General features: G+C 60.3%; 16 protein-coding genes. 13 read left to right on the forward strand and 3 right to left on the reverse strand.

Annotated elements, in window-relative coordinates:
• Positions 1-567: an ADP compounds hydrolase NudE gene (gene nudE, locus F3I21_RS20375; RefSeq protein WP_021507415.1), complete on the forward strand. Its 567-nt coding sequence runs from the start codon at positions 1-3 to the stop codon at positions 565-567.
• An 83-nt stretch (positions 568-650) separates the two neighbouring features.
• On the opposite strand, the gene mrcA is transcribed toward nudE, so the two are convergent.
• Positions 651-3,200: a peptidoglycan glycosyltransferase/peptidoglycan DD-transpeptidase MrcA gene (gene mrcA, locus F3I21_RS20380; RefSeq protein ID WP_150059653.1), complete on the reverse strand. Its 2,550-nt coding sequence runs from the start codon at positions 3,198-3,200 to the stop codon at positions 651-653.
• Positions 3,201-3,348: 148 nt separating this feature from the next.
• On the opposite strand from mrcA, the gene pilM reads away from it, so the two are divergent.
• From pilM to trpS, 12 genes are all read left to right on the forward strand, one after another.
• Positions 3,349-4,158, forward strand: coding sequence for a type IV pilus biogenesis protein PilM (gene pilM / locus F3I21_RS20385; protein ID WP_150059654.1), 810 nt, complete (start codon positions 3,349-3,351; stop codon positions 4,156-4,158).
• On the forward strand, positions 4,158-4,700 hold the full coding sequence (locus F3I21_RS20390) for a PilN domain-containing protein (RefSeq protein WP_150059655.1): 543 nt from the start codon (positions 4,158-4,160) through the stop codon (positions 4,698-4,700). The genes pilM and F3I21_RS20390 overlap by 1 nt, the downstream gene beginning before the upstream one ends.
• Positions 4,693-5,181, forward strand: a complete 489-nt coding sequence (locus F3I21_RS20395; protein WP_150059656.1) for a hypothetical protein — start codon at positions 4,693-4,695, stop codon at positions 5,179-5,181. The genes F3I21_RS20390 and F3I21_RS20395 overlap by 8 nt, the downstream gene beginning before the upstream one ends.
• A complete protein-coding gene (locus F3I21_RS20400) occupies positions 5,171-5,551 on the forward strand; it encodes a HofP DNA utilization family protein (protein WP_127834665.1) in 381 nt (126 codons plus the stop codon). The genes F3I21_RS20395 and F3I21_RS20400 overlap by 11 nt, the downstream gene beginning before the upstream one ends.
• A complete protein-coding gene (gene hofQ / locus F3I21_RS20405; protein WP_059011217.1) occupies positions 5,493-6,752 on the forward strand; it encodes a DNA uptake porin HofQ in 1,260 nt (419 codons plus the stop codon). The genes F3I21_RS20400 and hofQ overlap by 59 nt, the downstream gene beginning before the upstream one ends.
• A gap of 481 nt (positions 6,753-7,233) precedes the next feature.
• Complete coding sequence (gene aroK, locus F3I21_RS20410; protein WP_010617392.1) at positions 7,234-7,755, forward strand: shikimate kinase AroK; 522 nt, start codon at positions 7,234-7,236, stop codon at positions 7,753-7,755.
• Positions 7,756-7,794: 39 nt separating this feature from the next.
• Positions 7,795-8,883 carry a 3-dehydroquinate synthase gene (aroB, locus tag F3I21_RS20415; RefSeq protein ID WP_058780177.1) on the forward strand — a complete coding sequence of 363 codons (1,089 nt, stop codon included), beginning with the start codon at positions 7,795-7,797 and terminating at the stop codon, positions 8,881-8,883.
• Between the two features lie 94 nt (positions 8,884-8,977).
• Entirely contained in the window at positions 8,978-10,006 is a 1,029-nt protein-coding gene (locus F3I21_RS20420) for an SPOR domain-containing protein (protein ID WP_150059657.1), read from the forward strand.
• Positions 10,007-10,102: 96 nt separating this feature from the next.
• Positions 10,103-10,915, forward strand: coding sequence for an adenine-specific DNA-methyltransferase (dam, locus tag F3I21_RS20425; protein WP_021507424.1), 813 nt, complete (start codon positions 10,103-10,105; stop codon positions 10,913-10,915).
• Positions 10,916-10,980: 65 nt separating this feature from the next.
• Entirely contained in the window at positions 10,981-11,664 is a 684-nt protein-coding gene (rpe, locus tag F3I21_RS20430; protein ID WP_021507425.1) for a ribulose-phosphate 3-epimerase, read from the forward strand.
• Positions 11,648-12,325, forward strand: coding sequence for a phosphoglycolate phosphatase (locus F3I21_RS20435; RefSeq protein ID WP_021507426.1), 678 nt, complete (start codon positions 11,648-11,650; stop codon positions 12,323-12,325). Before rpe ends, F3I21_RS20435 begins: the two co-directional genes overlap by 17 nt.
• Positions 12,326-12,340: 15 nt before the next feature.
• Positions 12,341-13,345 carry a tryptophan--tRNA ligase gene (trpS, locus tag F3I21_RS20440; RefSeq protein WP_058770971.1) on the forward strand — a complete coding sequence of 335 codons (1,005 nt, stop codon included), beginning with the start codon at positions 12,341-12,343 and terminating at the stop codon, positions 13,343-13,345.
• Between the two features lie 40 nt (positions 13,346-13,385).
• Here the strand turns inward: trpS and F3I21_RS20445 are convergent, their stop codons facing one another.
• Complete coding sequence (locus F3I21_RS20445) at positions 13,386-13,832, reverse strand: hypothetical protein (RefSeq protein WP_058759299.1); 447 nt, start codon at positions 13,830-13,832, stop codon at positions 13,386-13,388.
• A 72-nt stretch (positions 13,833-13,904) separates the two neighbouring features.
• On the reverse strand, positions 13,905-15,269 hold the full coding sequence (cysG, locus tag F3I21_RS20450; protein ID WP_150059658.1) for a siroheme synthase CysG: 1,365 nt from the start codon (positions 15,267-15,269) through the stop codon (positions 13,905-13,907).
• Positions 15,270-15,286 lie beyond the last annotated feature (17 nt).

The raw sequence follows: 15,286 nt of genomic DNA on the forward strand, positions 1-15,286 counted from the left end.
ATGACCACTCCCCTGAAAAAACCTGACATCCTCAACGTGGAAGCGGTGGCCCGCTCCCGCCTGTTTACCATCGAAGCGGTTGATCTCGCCTTCAGCAACGGGGCGCGTCGCGTCTATGAGCGCATGAAGCCCTCCGATCGTGAAGCGGTGATGATTGTGCCGATCATTGGCGATGACGTGATCCTGATCCAGGAGTACGCCGTCGGACTGGAAACCTATGAGCTGGGCTTCCCGAAAGGTTTAATCGATCCTGGTGAAAGCGCTTTTGAAGCCGCTAACCGTGAGCTGAAAGAAGAAGTGGGCTTTGGCGCGCACCAGCTGGAAGCGCTGGGCAAACTCACCATGGCGCCGTCCTATTTCTCCAGCAAGATGAATATCGTGGTAGCTGAAGGGTTGTACGAAGAGAAGCTGGAAGGGGATGAGCCGGAGCCGCTGATTGTACGCCGCTGGCCGCTCAGCAATCTGCTGGCGCTGCTGGAAGAGCCGGATTTTCGCGAGGCGCGTAACGTCAGCGCGCTGTTCATGGTGCGTGAGTGGCTGGTGAAGCAGGGGCGGTTGAGTTATTGAGGACACCTGGCGGCGCAATAAAAGGCGCGGAAAGTCGCACGGGGTAAAAACAAAAAGCCGGGGATTTCCCCCGGCTTTTTTGATCAAAACAGTTCGTGGCTTTCACCGTTGTCCATGATGGTGGTGCCCACATCATGCACCGAATACTCGGTCGGCTGGGTGCCGTTAATGAAGTACTCCTGACGGGTGTTGCCGCCACCGTTGGCCAGCTTGCCGGTGCTGCGGTCAATGGTCACCGTCACCACGCCGTCCGGCGGTGTCAGCGGCTGCACCGGCACACCATCCAGCGCCACTTTCATGTAATCATCCCATGCCGGCTGCGCACTCTTCGCGCCGCCTTCGTAGCCGGAGATCTGATCCGGAATCGCACCCGATACCGTGGTGCGTCCCAGCGCGCGCGAATCATCGAAGCCAATCCACACCGACGTCACCACGCCCGGACCATAACCGGAGAACCAGGCATCTTTGGAACTGTTGGTGGTACCGGTTTTGCCGCCGATATCGTTGCGCTTCAGATCGCGGCCGGCACGCCAGCCGGTTCCCATCCAGCCCGGTTCACCGAAGATGTTGGAGTTCAGCGCGCTCTTAATCAGGAACGCCAGCGGCGTGTTGATCACGTGCGGCGCGTACTGCTGATCGCCGGCCGGCTGCGGCTGCGCGGGTACCTGCTCCAGCTCGGGCTGCGGCACGGTCTGATTCTGCTGCTGATTCGAGGTGGCGACGTTTTCCACGCTCTCTTCATTCAGCGCCACCGACTTTTTGGTGTCGCCATAGATCACCGGCAGATTGCACTGCGGGCAGGCGATCTTCGGCTGCGCCTGGAAAATCACGCCGCCCTGTTCGTTCTCAATCTTCGCGATGAAGTAAGGATCGACCAGGAAGCCGCCGTTGGCCATCACCGCATAGCCGCGCGCCACTTGCATTGGCGTGAAGGATGCGGCGCCCAGTGCCAGCGACTCGGTATGAATAATGTTCTGCGCCGGGAAGCCAAAGCGCTGCAGATACTCAGCGGCGTAATCAACGCCCATAGCACGCATCGCGCGCACCATTACCACGTTTTTCGACTCACCCAGCCCCTGGCGTAAACGAATCGGACCCGCATAGGTCGGCGGCGAGTTCTTTGGTCGCCAGTCTGCGCCGGCACCGGCATCCCAGCGTGAAATCGGCACGTCGTTGAGGATGGAGGCCAGCGTCAGGCCGCGGTCCATGGCGGCGGTATACAGGAACGGCTTGATGTTCGAGCCGACCTGACGCAGCGCCTGGGTGGCGCGGTTGAACATACTCTGGTTGAAGTCAAAACCACCCACCAGCGCGCGTACCGCACCATCTTCCGGATTGAGCGACACCAGCGCCGAGTTCACCAGCGGCACCTGTCCCAGCCACCACGCGTCACCGACTTTACGTACCCAAATCTGCTGGCCAGCCTGCAGCACCTGAGTGACGCTGCGCGGCGTCGGGCCCTGCAGGGTGTCGGATTTATACGGACGCGCCCAGCGCACGCCGGCTAAGGTCAGCGAAACGCTGCTGCCATCTTTTAGCATGGCGGTGGCTTCGTCGGCGCTGGCGCTGGTGACTATGGCGGCATTCAGCGGACCGTAGACCGGCAGATTTTTCAGCGTATTGACGATGCGGGTGTGATCCCAGCTGGCTTCACCCACTTTCCACAGCACGTTGGTCGGGCCGCGATAGCCGTGACGCATATCGTACGCCATCACGTTGTTACGCACCGCCTGCTGTGCGGCTTCCTGCAGATGGCGGGTCACGGTGGTATACACCTTGTAGCCATCGTCATAGGCGCTGTCGCCGTAGCGTTTCACCATCTCCTGACGCACTAACTCGGTGAGATACGGTGCAGAGAAGGCAATTTCCGGGCCGTGATAGCTGGCGGTCAGCGGCGTGTTGCGCGCGTCGTTATACTGCTGCTGCGTGATGTAGTTCTGATCCAGCATGCGAGCCAGCACCACATTACGGCGCGCCAGCGCACGGGCGTGTGAATAGAGCGGGTTAAAGGTCGACGGCGCTTTCGGCAGGCCGGCGATCATCGCCATCTCACTCAGCGACAGCTGATCGACCGGTTTACCGAAGTAAACCTGCGCCGCCGCACCGACGCCGTAAGCGCGATAGCCGAGATAGATTTTATTCAGATACAGCTCAAGGATTTCATCCTTACTCAGCAACTGCTCGATGCGAATCGCCAGGAAGGCTTCCTTGATTTTACGCATCAGCGTGCGTTCAGGGCTGAGGAAGAAGTTACGCGCCAGCTGCTGCGTAATGGTACTGGCGCCCTGCGAGGCGTGGCCAGAGACCAGCGCGATGCTGGCGGCGCGGAAAATCCCCACCGGATCGACACCGTGATGCTCATAAAAGCGGCTGTCTTCGGTGGCGATAAACGCTTTGATTAGCTCAGGCGGCATCTGTTGCAGGGTGAGCGGGATACGGCGCTTTTCACCGTACTGGGCGATCAGCTCGCCATCCGCGCTGTAAACCTGCATCGGGGTTTGCAGGCGCACATCTTTCAATGTGTTCACATCAGGCAGCTGCGGCTCTATGTATTTGTACAAACCATAAACCGTGCCGGCTCCCAGCAAAATGCAACACACTGCAAGGATCAATAAATACTTTACGAACTTCACCTGAGAATTCCCATCTGTTGGCGTTTGGGCAGTTTATAAACAATCGCGCGGTAGTATAAAGGCAAGCCTGACGCTTTGATATACCCGTCATTCTTCATGCAATGCGGGTAATCATCCTTTTTCCTGTAACGATAAGGAGATCGCGCGCATGGCTTTTCAGCGCTGGCAAATTGGACTGGACATCCAGAACGGGCAACTCTGCGCCCTTGGCATTGAACGACGCCGTCACGGATGGCAGCTGCGACACTGGTGGCAGCAGCCGCTGCCGCACGATACGTTACGCAACGGCGTGTTGCAAACCTCGCCAGTGTTACAGGAGATGTTGGTGCGCTGGCAACGTCATTTACCCAGGCGCTACTCACTGCGCGTTGGCCTGCCGCCGCAGCTGGTGCTGCAGCGTACGCTGCCGTTGCCGCAAACCTCACTGCGCGAGCCGGCGCTCAGCCGCTACGTTAACGCGTCCGCATCACGCCTGTTCCCGGTCGAAGCCGCCTCGCTGTCGCTGGATTACCGGCTGGGCGGCAGCGCCAGCCAGCTGCACGTCACCGCCGCGCGCCGCGACGTCATCGCCCAGTGGCTGGCGCCGCTGCAGCAGGCCGGACTGCGCCCCGACGTGTTTGAGCTGAGCAGTCTGGCGCTGATGCAGATCGCCATGCGCGTTCCGCTGCGCCCGCATCAGCTGCTGATCCATCCGCTCTGCGACCACTGGCTGTGGACGCTGGCCGGCGAAAATAGCGCCTGCGGCGCGGCAACCGAACCCCTGACGCTCGCCCATCTGCGTGACACCTTTCCCCAGGCACAAACGGTGTTCTGCACCTCACCGCAGGCGTTGCCGGAGGCGGAAGTGCAGCGCTGCAAACCACTGGCGCTGCTGCATTATCTGCAACCGCCACTACCCGCAGAGGCGGGCGCGCTGGCGATTGCGCTAGGCCTGGCGCTGCGTCCGGAGGATTACTGATGCTGGCGGTCAATTTGCTCCCGTGGCGGGCACAGCAGTTGCTGCTACGCCGCCAGCACAGTGTGGCGTTGCTGGTTGTCGTGCTGCTGGTAACGCTGTTAGTCACGCTGCTGCTGTGGTGGCGCGCTGAACAGCGGCTCCAGCATGCAGCCCGGCAGCACACCGATATGACCATACAGCTCCAGCAGATCCAGCAGCGGCTGGCGCAACAGCAAACCCTGATGGCGCAGCGGGATGACCTGTTACGCAGGCAGCAGGCGCAGCAACAGCGGCTGCAGCAGCATCAACGCTGGCAGCAGTTCTGGCAGCAACTGCCCGCGCTGATGCCGGAGACGCTGTGGCTGAGTCGCGTGGAGCGGCGTCAGGGGCAACTGGTGCTGGACGGATTGGCGCAAAGCCTGGCTGATGTCAGTGCGTTCCGCCATCAGCTGCAGACGCAGCCGCTGTTTGCGGCGGTGAAGCAGGGCAGCGTACAGCGTCAGGCGCAGGGAGATTACCGCTTCGCGCTGCGTGCCCGGCTGCAGGACGCGACCGATGAATGAACTCATCCAGCGCTGGCTGCAGCTGGCACTGACGTGGCGGATAGCCAGCCTGCAGCTGCTGGCGCTGCTGCTACTCGGGCTGGCGTGGCTACTGCTGCTGCGTCCGCAACAGCAGCAATTCAGCACGCTGCAACAGCAGCTGTCACAACTGGCGCAGCAGCACCAGCAACGTCAGCAGCAGCTGGACGCGCGACCGGCCATCGGACAGCTTCAGACGGAGATCGCAACGCTGCAGCCAGCGGCAACGGCGGCGTCCGTATCGTTAGAGCAACTGGTGGCAGCGCGCGGCAATCAGCTCGAGGCCTGGCATCCGGACAGTCAGCCACAGCAGCTGGCGCTGCGCCTGAGCTGGCCGCAGTTTCTGCCGCTGTTCAGCGGGCTGGCTGCGACGGCGTTAGCGGTGCCACAGCGTTTTCAGCTGCAGGCGGAGCAGGGCGTGTTACACAGCGAATTCTGGCTGGAGAGTGACGATGCGGAGTAGCGCACTGGTGTTACTGCTGTGCAGCAGCTGGGCGCTGGCGCGCGATCCGTTCCAGCCGCTGGCTGCCAGCCATTGTCAGGCACCCGCTGCCGTACCGCAGGGCTGGCGCTTACAGGGCATCATTGGTCGCGCGCCGCACTTTGTGGCCTGGCTGGTTTCACCGCAGGGCAAACGTCAGCGGCTGAGCGCACCGGCTGCTTTTCCGGTGGCACCGTGGCAGGTGACCCAGCTCAGTGCACATACGCTGGTACTGAGCGCCCCGCAGAGCTGTCCGCCGCAGCACATTACATGGGTAATAAAAGGAGGATTTTATGAAAAGGATGATGCTGCTGCTGTCGCTGGCGCTGAGCAGTCCGCTGCACGCCGCTGATCAGCCCCTGAGCCTGGTATTTGATGATGCGCCGGTCGAGCGCATTCTGCAGGCGCTGGCTGACTATCAGCAAACCAACCTGTTGATCGCGCCGGGCGTGGAGGGGCGGCTGTCGCTGCGACTCGATAACGTCGGCTGGGAGCGCGCACTGGCGCTGGTCACGCGGCTGGCGAAACTCACGGTGATCCAGGAGGAGGGCGTGCTGCTGGTCTATCCGGAGAGCTGGCAGCAGCGACAGGCACAGCAGGCACAGGCGGAGCGTGAAGAGAAGCAGCTGCAGGCGCCGCTTGAGCAGCGCACTGTCACGCTGCACTACGCCAGTGCCAGCGATGTCTACCGCAGCCTGCAGGCGGAACGCTCGCTGATGACGCCGCGCGGCAGCGTGACGGTGGATAGCCGTACCAACAGCCTGTTGCTGCGGGACAGTGCGCAGGCGCTGCGCGACACCGAGCGCTGGCTGCAGGCGCTGGATCTGCCGCTGGAGCAGGTTGAGCTGTCAGCGCACATTGTCACCATCAATGAAGAGCATCTGCGCGAGCTCGGCGTCAGCTGGAGCACCGCACCCGGCGATGTCGTCACCGGGGCGCTGCGCAATCCGCAGCTGCTGGTGCCGCTGGCGGTGAGCAATCCGGCGATACGCGCCGGCGTCACGCTCGGACCGATGAACGGCGAACTGCTTAATCTGGAGCTGAGTGCGCTGGAGCAGGAGAACCAGATCGAAATCATCGCCAGCCCGCGGCTGTTTACCTCACACCAGCAGACCGCCACCATCAAGCAGGGCACCGAAATTCCCTATGAGGTGAAATCCGGTAACAGCGGTGCGACGGCGATTGAGTTCAAAGAGGCGGTGCTGGGCATGGAGGTGACGCCAGTGGTATTGGGCAACGGGCGTATTCAGCTCACGCTGCGGCTGAGCCAGAACATGCCGGGTCGCAGCCTGACGATGGGGGAAAGTCAGGTGCTGAGCATCGATAAGCAGGAAATCGCCACTCAGGTGACGCTGCGCGACGGTGAAACGCTGGCGCTGGGCGGTATTTTCCAGCAGCAGCGCACCCAGGGCGAAAAGCGCGTGCCGTGGCTGGGCGAGGTGCCGCTGCTCGGCAGTCTGTTTCGTCAGCAGACCGACGAGCGCAAAAAACGTGAGCTGGTGATCTTCATCACGCCGCGACTGGTCAGGGAAGCAGCGCTTACCGCCGGATAAAGCGGAAAATTCGCTCCATATGACCAACTGCGTTGACGCAGGGCAGGAATTAGCATACAAGGTTTAGCGATTTTAAAACGGTGTAACGGAACGCGGCAGGATAACCTTCCGGCGGGTGTCAGTGACAAGCGATACTGACATCGAAAGAAATATGCCCGAATTTTGGGTGGTACAGGACGTCAGCAACGGCACCTATTCCACAGTTTACGCAGGTAAGCTGTCGGGAGCGACAGGCCCAGCCAGCGCACCTGTAGCGCGCACAAGGATGGCAAAAAAGGAAGAGCGTTACCGTCTCGCGAACCACAGACCGGTCCTGTTTGAAGGTCGCCGGGGGCAATTTATTCGGTTGCCAAACGGCCATGAGTGTTGAGATAATTTTCCGTCTGACTCTTGCTAACGCTCATGAGGTCTCAGTTCCTGTCCCGCCAGCAATGTGCTGAACGCGGGGTATCATCAACGAATTCTTAGTAATACCGACAAAATGGCAGAGAAACGCAATATCTTTCTGGTTGGGCCGATGGGTGCCGGCAAAAGCACTATTGGTCGTCAGTTAGCTCAGCAACTCAATATGGAATTTTTCGATTCCGATCAGGAAATTGAGCGACGTACCGGAGCGGATGTAGGCTGGGTATTTGATGTGGAAGGCGAAGCCGGTTTTCGCGATCGTGAAGAGAAAATCATCAACGAGCTGACCGAGAAACAGGGCATTGTCCTGGCGACCGGTGGCGGCTCCGTCAAATCCCGTGAAACCCGTAATCGTCTCTCCGCCCGCGGTGTGGTCGTCTACCTCGAAACCACCATCGAAAAGCAACTTGCCCGCACTCAGCGTGATAAAAAGCGTCCGCTGCTGCAGGTTGACGAACCGCCGCGCGAAGTACTGGAAGCGCTGGCTGGCGAACGTAATCCGCTTTATGAAGAGATCGCTGACGTCACCATTCGCACTGACGATCAAAGTGCAAAAGTTGTCGCCAATCAGATCATCAACATGCTGGAAAAAAATTAATCCAGCACCCTGAGGGCTCAGCAATAGGTATCGGTCATCATGGAGAAGATCACTGTCTCACTGGGGGATCGCAGTTACCCCATCACCATCGCTGCCGGACTGTTTAACGATCCGGCTTCTTTTTGGCCGCTGAAAGCCGGCGACAATGCCATGCTGGTGACGAATCAGACGCTGGCACCGATCTATCTGGACAAACTCGCGACGCTGCTGAGCAACGCCGGGGTGAAAGTGGATCAGGTGATTCTGCCCGACGGTGAGCAGTACAAAACGCTGGCGGTGATGGACGAGGTTTTCACCGCGCTACTGCAGAAGCCGCACGGCCGTGACACCACGCTGATTGCGCTGGGCGGTGGCGTGATTGGCGATCTGACCGGTTTTGCTGCCGCCAGCTACCAGCGCGGCGTACGCTTTATTCAGGTGCCGACCACCTTACTGTCGCAGGTTGACTCCTCGGTCGGGGGCAAAACCGCGGTGAACCATCCCCTCGGTAAAAACATGATCGGTGCTTTCTACCAGCCGGCTTCGGTGGTGGTCGATACCGACTGCCTCACCACGCTGCCGCCGCGCGAGCTGGCCTCCGGTCTGGCGGAAGTGATCAAATACGGCATCATTCTCGACGGTGAATTTTTCCAGTGGCTGGAGCAGAATCTTGATGCGCTGCTGGCGCTGGATAACACCGCCATGGCTTACTGCATTCGCCGCTGCTGCGAGCTGAAAGCCGACGTGGTGGCGGCCGACGAGCGTGAAACCGGCCTGCGTGCGCTGCTCAATCTCGGTCATACTTTTGGCCATGCGATTGAAGCGCATATGGGTTACGGCAACTGGTTGCACGGTGAAGCGGTTGCGGCGGGCATGGTGATGGCGGCGCGCACTGCTGAGCGTCTGGGTCAGTTCAGCGCTGCCGACACTGACCGCATTATTGCGCTGCTGCAGCGTGCTGGCCTGCCGGTTAACGGCCCGGCCAGCATGACGGCAGAAGCTTATCTGCCGCACATGATGCGCGATAAAAAAGTGCTCGGCGGCGAGCTGCGTCTGGTGCTGCCTCTCGCTATTGGCCGCTCCGAAGTGCGCGGCGGCGTGGCGCATGATATGGTGCTGGCTGCGATTAACGATTGCAAAGTATCTTGATTATCCCCGGACTACGTCGGGCTGCCGTCCGGCGGGGGAACAGTGAGCAGTGATGCGGCACGTGGGAAGCGTGCCGTTTTACGGAGGAGGCTAAATGGATGAGTTCAAACCGGAAGACGAGTTAAAACCTGACGCCAGTGACCGCCGTCCCACGCGGCCTCGCAAATCGTCTTCTGCGCCGAAAGCGAAAGTACCGGTTTCCCGTCAGCATATGATGATGGGTATCGGCATTCTGGTGCTGCTGATTCTGGTGCTGGGCATTGGCTCCGCGCTGACCGGCCCGGACGAGAAAAAACCGGCCAGCAACAGCGCCAGCACTGGTAGCGCGGCACCGGCTGGCGGCGGCAGTGAAAAGAATATCGACCTGTCAGGTTCAACCGCCATGAGCGGCCAGCAGAATGCCACGCCGTCGGCTGAGGGCAGTGCGCCGCAGAATACCGCCGGTAACGCCGCACCCGCCGGCAGTGACGGTCAGTCAATCTCCATGCCGTCTGTCTCCTCCACGCCCACTCAGGCAGAACCGGTTGACACACCGGCCAACCAGCAGCGCGTAACGCTGCCGGGCGATCTCAATACCGCGCTGAATAATCAGCAGGGTTCCGTTGATGCCGCGGCGCAGGGCGCACAGGGCAACAGTTCGCTGCCTACCGCACCGGCAACGGTCAGCGGCAGCGCCGGCAAAGCGGTCACGCCGCCGGCGGTACGCGCTGAGACGCCACCACGCAGCCTCGGTGCCAGCAGCGGCAGCAGCCACAAAACCCCGGCTGCCAGCAAACCGGCCGCAGTAAAAGAGAACAAAACGCACACCACCACCGCGCACAACAGCGCACCGGCCAGCAGTGGCGGTGCCAGCAAGTCGCTGCCATCGGGCGGCAACTACACGCTGCAGCTGAGCGGGGCGTCGAAAGAAGCGAGCCTGAACGCCTGGGCGAAGAAACAGAATCTGAGCGGTTATCACGTGTATAAAACCACGCGTAACGGCCAGCCGTGGTACGTGCTGGTGAGCGGCGCTTATGCCACACCGGCCGAAGCCAAACGTGCAGTAGCTTCACTGCCGGCGGAAGTGCGTGCGGCGAACCCGTGGGTTAAACCGCTCAGCCAGGTGAAGAAAGAGAGCCAGTAAGTGATGTGGGGCCGCGCTGCTGCGGCCCCGTTCTAAGCGCAGATCTGCTGTCGGTTTCGCCACAGCCAATAATTAAGATGTAATAGCCACGACAGCATGAAGAAAAATCGCGCTTTCCTGAAATGGGCCGGAGGGAAATACCCGCTGCTTGACGATATCCGTCGTCATCTGCCACAAGGTGATTGTTTAATCGAACCTTTTGTCGGCGCCGGTTCCGTATTCCTCAACACCGATTATGACCGTTATCACCTGGCGGACATCAACGGTGATCTGATCAATCTCTACAATATCGTCAAAACGCGCACCGCCTCGTTTATTGAAGACGCGCGCCAGCTGTTCAGCGCCAGCGGCAATACGGCGGAAACCTATTACGCCCAGCGTACGGCGTTCAACGCCAGCACGGATACCTATCAGCGCGCCGTGCTGTTTCTTTATCTTAACCGCCACGGTTACAACGGCCTGTGCCGTTACAATCTGCGCGGTGAATTTAATGTGCCCTTTGGTCGCTATCGTAAGCCGTACTTCCCGGAAGCCGAACTGTTATGGTTCGCCGAGCGCGCGCAAAAAGCCACCTTTGTCTGTGAATCGTACGATGTTACTCTGGGCAACGCCCCTGCAGGCTCAGTGGTTTATTGCGATCCGCCGTACGCGCCGCTGTCGGCGACGGCTAATTTTACCGCTTACCACACCAACAGCTTTAGCCTGCGCGAGCAGCAGCATCTGGCGGAACTGGCCAGTAAGCTGGCGCAGGAGAGCCGCATCCCGGTACTGATTTCAAACCACGATACCCTGCTGACGCGCGAGTGGTATCAGCATGCGGATTTACACGTAGTTAAAGCCCGGCGTTCCATCAGCCGAAGCATAAGTGGTCGCACTCAGGTTGACGAACTGCTGGCGCTTTTCCGCTAGCCTGTTTCGTCCGCGACCAACGCATCACGCCAGCTCCGGCTGGCGCACAAAATTGGGAGATTCGGATGAAACAATTTTTACTGGCCCCATCAATCCTTGCCGCTGATTTTGCCCGCCTGGGCGAAGATACCGCTAAAGCGCTGGAAGCCGGTGGCGACGTGGTGCATTTCGATGTGATGGATAACCACTATGTTCCCAATCTGACCATGGGGCCAATGGTGCTGAAAGCGCTGCGCGATTACGGCATCACCGCGCCCATCGATGTGCATCTGATGGTCAAACCGGTCGATGCGCTGATCCCGGAATTCGCCAAAGCGGGTGCCAGCTTCATTACTTTCCATCCCGAAGCCAGCGAGCACGTTGACCGTACGCTGCAGCTGATCAAAGAGCACGGCTGTAAAGCCGGTCTGGTGTTCAATCCGGCAACGCCGCTCAGCTATCTCGATTACGTGATGGATAAGCTCGACATCATTCTGCTGATGTCGGTCAACCCAGGTTTCGGCGGCCAGTCCTTTATTCCGGGCACGCTGGATAAACTGCGCGAAGCGCGTCGTCGCATTGACCAGAGCGGTTATCAAATCCGTCTGGAAGTGGATGGCGGCGTGAAGATCGATAACATCGGTCAGATCGCGGCGGCCGGTGCCGATATGTTTGTTGCCGGCTCGGCGATCTTCGGTCATCCGGATTACAAGAAGGTGATCGATGAGATGCGCAGCGAACTGGAGAAAGTTAATGGCTCATTTCACTGATATCCGCGCGCTGGCGTTCGATCTCGATGGCACGCTGGTGCACAGCGCGCCAGGCCTGGCACAGGCGATCGATCTGGCGCTGGCCGATTTGCAGCTGCCGCCCGCGGGCGTTGAGCGCGTCTCAACCTGGATTGGCAACGGTGCGGACATCATGATGGCGCGGGCGCTCAGCTGGGCGCTGGGCCGTGAGCCGCAGGCCGACGAGCAGCGCGACGCGCGTGCGCTGTTCGACAAGCATTACGCCGCAACGGTGGAAGCCGGCAGTACGCTGTTTCCACAGGTGCAGGAGACGCTGGCTGCGCTGCATGCCAGCGGTCTGCCGCTGGCCATCGTCACCAACAAACCCACACCGTTTGTTGCTCCGCTGCTGCAGTCGCTCGGCATTGCCGACTACTTTTCTCTGATCATCGGCGGCGACGATGTGGTGGTGAAAAAACCACATCCGGCGGCGATTTTCCTCGTTCTCGGCCGTTTCGGCGTGCTTCCAGGACAATTGCTGTTTGTCGGTGATTCGCGCAATGATATTCTCGCTGCCCAGGCGGCGGGCGTGCCAAACGTTGCGATGACCTTCGGCTACAACTACGGTGAGCCGATTGCCACCAGCCAGCCCGATTTAACACTCGATACTTTTAGCGAACTTTTGCCCGTTCTCGGGCTGTGATTATCAGGACATAACATGAGCAAACCCATCGTTTTCAGCGGCGCCCAGCCTTCCGGTGAACTGACCATTGGCAACTACATGGGTGCGCTGCGTCAGTGGGTGCAGATGCAGGATGATTTCCACTGCATTTACTGCATCGTCGATCTGCACGCCATCACCGTTCGTCAGGACCCGGCCGCGCTGCGCAAAGCCACGCTGGATACGCTGGCGCTGTACCTTGCCTGCGGTATCGATCCGGAAAAAAGCACCATCTTCGTGCAGTCGCACGTACCGGAGCACGCCCAGCTGAGCTGGGTGCTGAACTGCTACGCCTACTTCGGCGAGCTGAGCCGCATGACGCAGTTCAAGGACAAATCGGCACGTTACGAAGAGAACATCAACGCCGGCCTGTTCGATTATCCGGTGCTGATGGCGGCCGATATTCTGCTGTATCAGACTAACCAGGTGCCGGTCGGCGAAGACCAGAAGCAGCACCTTGAGCTGAGCCGCGATATCGCCGCGCGCTTCAATGCGCTGTATGGCGACGTGTTTAAAATTCCTGAACCGTTTATTCCGAAGTCCGGCGCGCGCGTGATGTCACTACTGGAGCCGACGAAGAAGATGTCGAAATCCGATGACAACCGCAACAACGTGATTGGTCTGCTGGAAGACACCAAATCGGTGGTGAAGAAGATTAAGCGTGCAGTGACCGACTCGGAAGAGCCGCCGGTGGTGCGTTACGACATCAAAGAGAAAGCGGGCGTGTCTAACCTGCTGGATATCCTGTCAGGCGTGACCGGTAAGTCGATTGCGCAGCTGGAGCAGGAGTTCGAAGGCAAAATGTATGGTCACCTGAAAGGCGCGGTGGCAGATGCTGTGTCTGAGATGCTGACTGAGCTGCAGGAGCGTTATCATCGTTTCCGCAATGACGAAGCGTTCCTCAACCAGGTGATGCGCGATGGCGCAGCGAAAGCCCGTGCGCATGCCCAGGAAACGCTGAAGAAAGTGTATGACGCCGTAGGCTTCGTGGCGCAGCCATAAGCCGGTTTGCCGGGGCGCAGCACAACGCGCCCCGCAGGCTTTATTTCACCCGATGCAGCGTCAGCTCTGCGCCATCCCAGAATAGCCGCGCATTGCCGTCGGCCAGCACGCTCAGTACCGCGCCCGGTGCCGGTCCCCACGCCTGATTGCCACAGTGCACGTTGAAGCCATAGCGAAAGCTGAAATCACGATCCTGTCCGGCCCCGCTGGCGGCACTCAGGCGCGGTTTGCCCTGGCAATTGTCGGTCGCCGGATTGATGCCGCGTTCGGCAGTACCGCGCGTCCAGCTAATCGCATTGGGTTTAAACGCCACGCGCGCGCCCATAAACTGCGGATCGTTTTTGATGTAAATCTGGCCGTTCTCCTTTTTCGGCGTCACGGCAACCACCTGCCATTCGCCCGTGACCGTTGACCACGTCACCGGGGCGGCACTCACCGCCACGCTCAGCGGCATCAGCAGCGCCGCGGCCAGAGAAATAATGCGCATGGAAACTCCTTGTGATTGATTTGGCTGCTCAGTCTGGCGGCAAAGCGCAGCGCTGTACAGTATTTTACCGCATCAGAACCAGCGCAGCTGCGTGCGCAGGCTGACCACGCGGCCCACAATGATCAGCGCCGGACTGGCAAACTGCTGTGCCAGCGTCGCCAGCTCCTGCAGCGTGGCGCAGGCGACACGCTGCTGCGGCGTGGTACCGTGCTGCACGATAGCCACCGGCATCGCTGCGTCCATCCCGTGCCGTAACAGTTGCTGCTGAATGTCGGCCGCCTGGCTGAGGCCCATATAAAACACCAGCGTCTGCTGTTCCGCCGCCAGTTTGCTCCACTCCATTTCGCCGTGCTGCTGCAGATGGCCGGTGACGAAGCGCACGCTCTGGGCATGGTCGCGGTGGGTGAGGGGAATACCGCTGTAGGCGGCACAGCCGGAGGCGGCGGTGATGCCCGGCACCACGCTGAACGGGATGTTATGCTGCGCCAGCACCTCCAGCTCTTCGCCGCCGCGGCCAAAAATAAAGGGATCGCCGCCTTTGAGGCGCACCACACGCTTGCCGCGCTGCGCCTGCTCCAGCAGCAGCTGGTTGATTTGTTCCTGCGGCACGCAGTGATGGCCCGCCTGCTTACCCACGAAGAGGCGCTCGGCATCGCGCCGCACCAGATTAAGAATCGGCTCCGACACCAGCCGGTCATACACCACCACATCAGCCTGCTGGATAGCCTGCAACCCTTTCAGCGTCAGCAGACCGGCATCGCCCGGCCCGGCGCCGACCAGCACCACTTCGCCCTGCTGCGTCAGCGGCGCCGCAAACAAGGCATCGACCTGTGCGGCAGCGCGTGCCCGATCGCCGTTGGCCAGCGTTTGAGCCAGCCGATCGCTGGTAAAGAAGCGCTCCCAGAAGGCGCGGCGTGGCGCCATGGCGCTAAAATGCTGCTTCACGCGCTCGCGCAGTGAGCCCGCCAGCGCAGCCAGTTCGCCGAGATGCTGGGGCAGCATTGCCTCCAGCTTCTCGCGCAGCAGACGCGCCAGCACCGGCGCGCGGCCACCGGAAGAAACGGCGATCATCAGCGGCGAGCGGTCGACGATCGACGGCATAATGGCGCTGGCCTGCTGCGGCGCATCCACCAGGTTACAGAAGAGGCGGCGCTGTTCGGCGGCGTCAGCCACCTGCTGATTGACGGCATCATCGTTGGTGGCCGCAATCGCCAGCCAGCATTCATCCAACCAGTCATCGGTAAATGCGCCGTGCAGTAACGTCACTTTTCCCTGTTGAGCCCACAGCTGAAATGCCGGGGAAAAATCCCGCGCGCCGACGTACAGCTCTGCGCCGGCCTCCAGCAGCAAACGCGCTTTGCGTTCAGCCACGTCGCCTGCGCCAACCAGTAAACAACGCCTGCCTTGCAGCCGACAAAACAGCGGAAAGTAATCCATAACGAATCCTGAAAAAA

Source organism: Pantoea sp. B_9, assembly GCF_008632015.1.
GTDB classification, from domain to species: Bacteria; Pseudomonadota; Gammaproteobacteria; order Enterobacterales; family Enterobacteriaceae; genus Pantoea; species Pantoea dispersa.

What these genes read in the sequence shown, in the direction of transcription:
- F3I21_RS20390 (WP_150059655.1), top strand. Translation starts at nt 4,158, where the DNA reads ATGCTGGCGGTCAATTTGCTCCCGTGGCGGGCACAGCAGTTGCTGCTA.
- F3I21_RS20400 (WP_127834665.1), top strand. Translation starts at nt 5,171, where the DNA reads ATGCGGAGTAGCGCACTGGTGTTACTGCTGTGCAGCAGCTGGGCGCTG.
- F3I21_RS20435 (WP_021507426.1), top strand. Translation starts at nt 11,648, where the DNA reads ATGGCTCATTTCACTGATATCCGCGCGCTGGCGTTCGATCTCGATGGC.
- pilM (WP_150059654.1), top strand. Translation starts at nt 3,349, where the DNA reads ATGGCTTTTCAGCGCTGGCAAATTGGACTGGACATCCAGAACGGGCAA.
- F3I21_RS20445 (WP_058759299.1), bottom strand. Translation starts at nt 13,832, where the DNA reads ATGCGCATTATTTCTCTGGCCGCGGCGCTGCTGATGCCGCTGAGCGTG.
- rpe (WP_021507425.1), top strand. Translation starts at nt 10,981, where the DNA reads ATGAAACAATTTTTACTGGCCCCATCAATCCTTGCCGCTGATTTTGCC.
- aroB (WP_058780177.1), top strand. Translation starts at nt 7,795, where the DNA reads ATGGAGAAGATCACTGTCTCACTGGGGGATCGCAGTTACCCCATCACC.
- aroK (WP_010617392.1), top strand. Translation starts at nt 7,234, where the DNA reads ATGGCAGAGAAACGCAATATCTTTCTGGTTGGGCCGATGGGTGCCGGC.
- cysG (WP_150059658.1), bottom strand. Translation starts at nt 15,269, where the DNA reads ATGGATTACTTTCCGCTGTTTTGTCGGCTGCAAGGCAGGCGTTGTTTA.
- dam (WP_021507424.1), top strand. Translation starts at nt 10,103, where the DNA reads ATGAAGAAAAATCGCGCTTTCCTGAAATGGGCCGGAGGGAAATACCCG.
- F3I21_RS20420 (WP_150059657.1), top strand. Translation starts at nt 8,978, where the DNA reads ATGGATGAGTTCAAACCGGAAGACGAGTTAAAACCTGACGCCAGTGAC.
- trpS (WP_058770971.1), top strand. Translation starts at nt 12,341, where the DNA reads ATGAGCAAACCCATCGTTTTCAGCGGCGCCCAGCCTTCCGGTGAACTG.
- hofQ (WP_059011217.1), top strand. Translation starts at nt 5,493, where the DNA reads ATGAAAAGGATGATGCTGCTGCTGTCGCTGGCGCTGAGCAGTCCGCTG.
- F3I21_RS20395 (WP_150059656.1), top strand. Translation starts at nt 4,693, where the DNA reads ATGAATGAACTCATCCAGCGCTGGCTGCAGCTGGCACTGACGTGGCGG.
- nudE (WP_021507415.1), top strand. Translation starts at nt 1, where the DNA reads ATGACCACTCCCCTGAAAAAACCTGACATCCTCAACGTGGAAGCGGTG.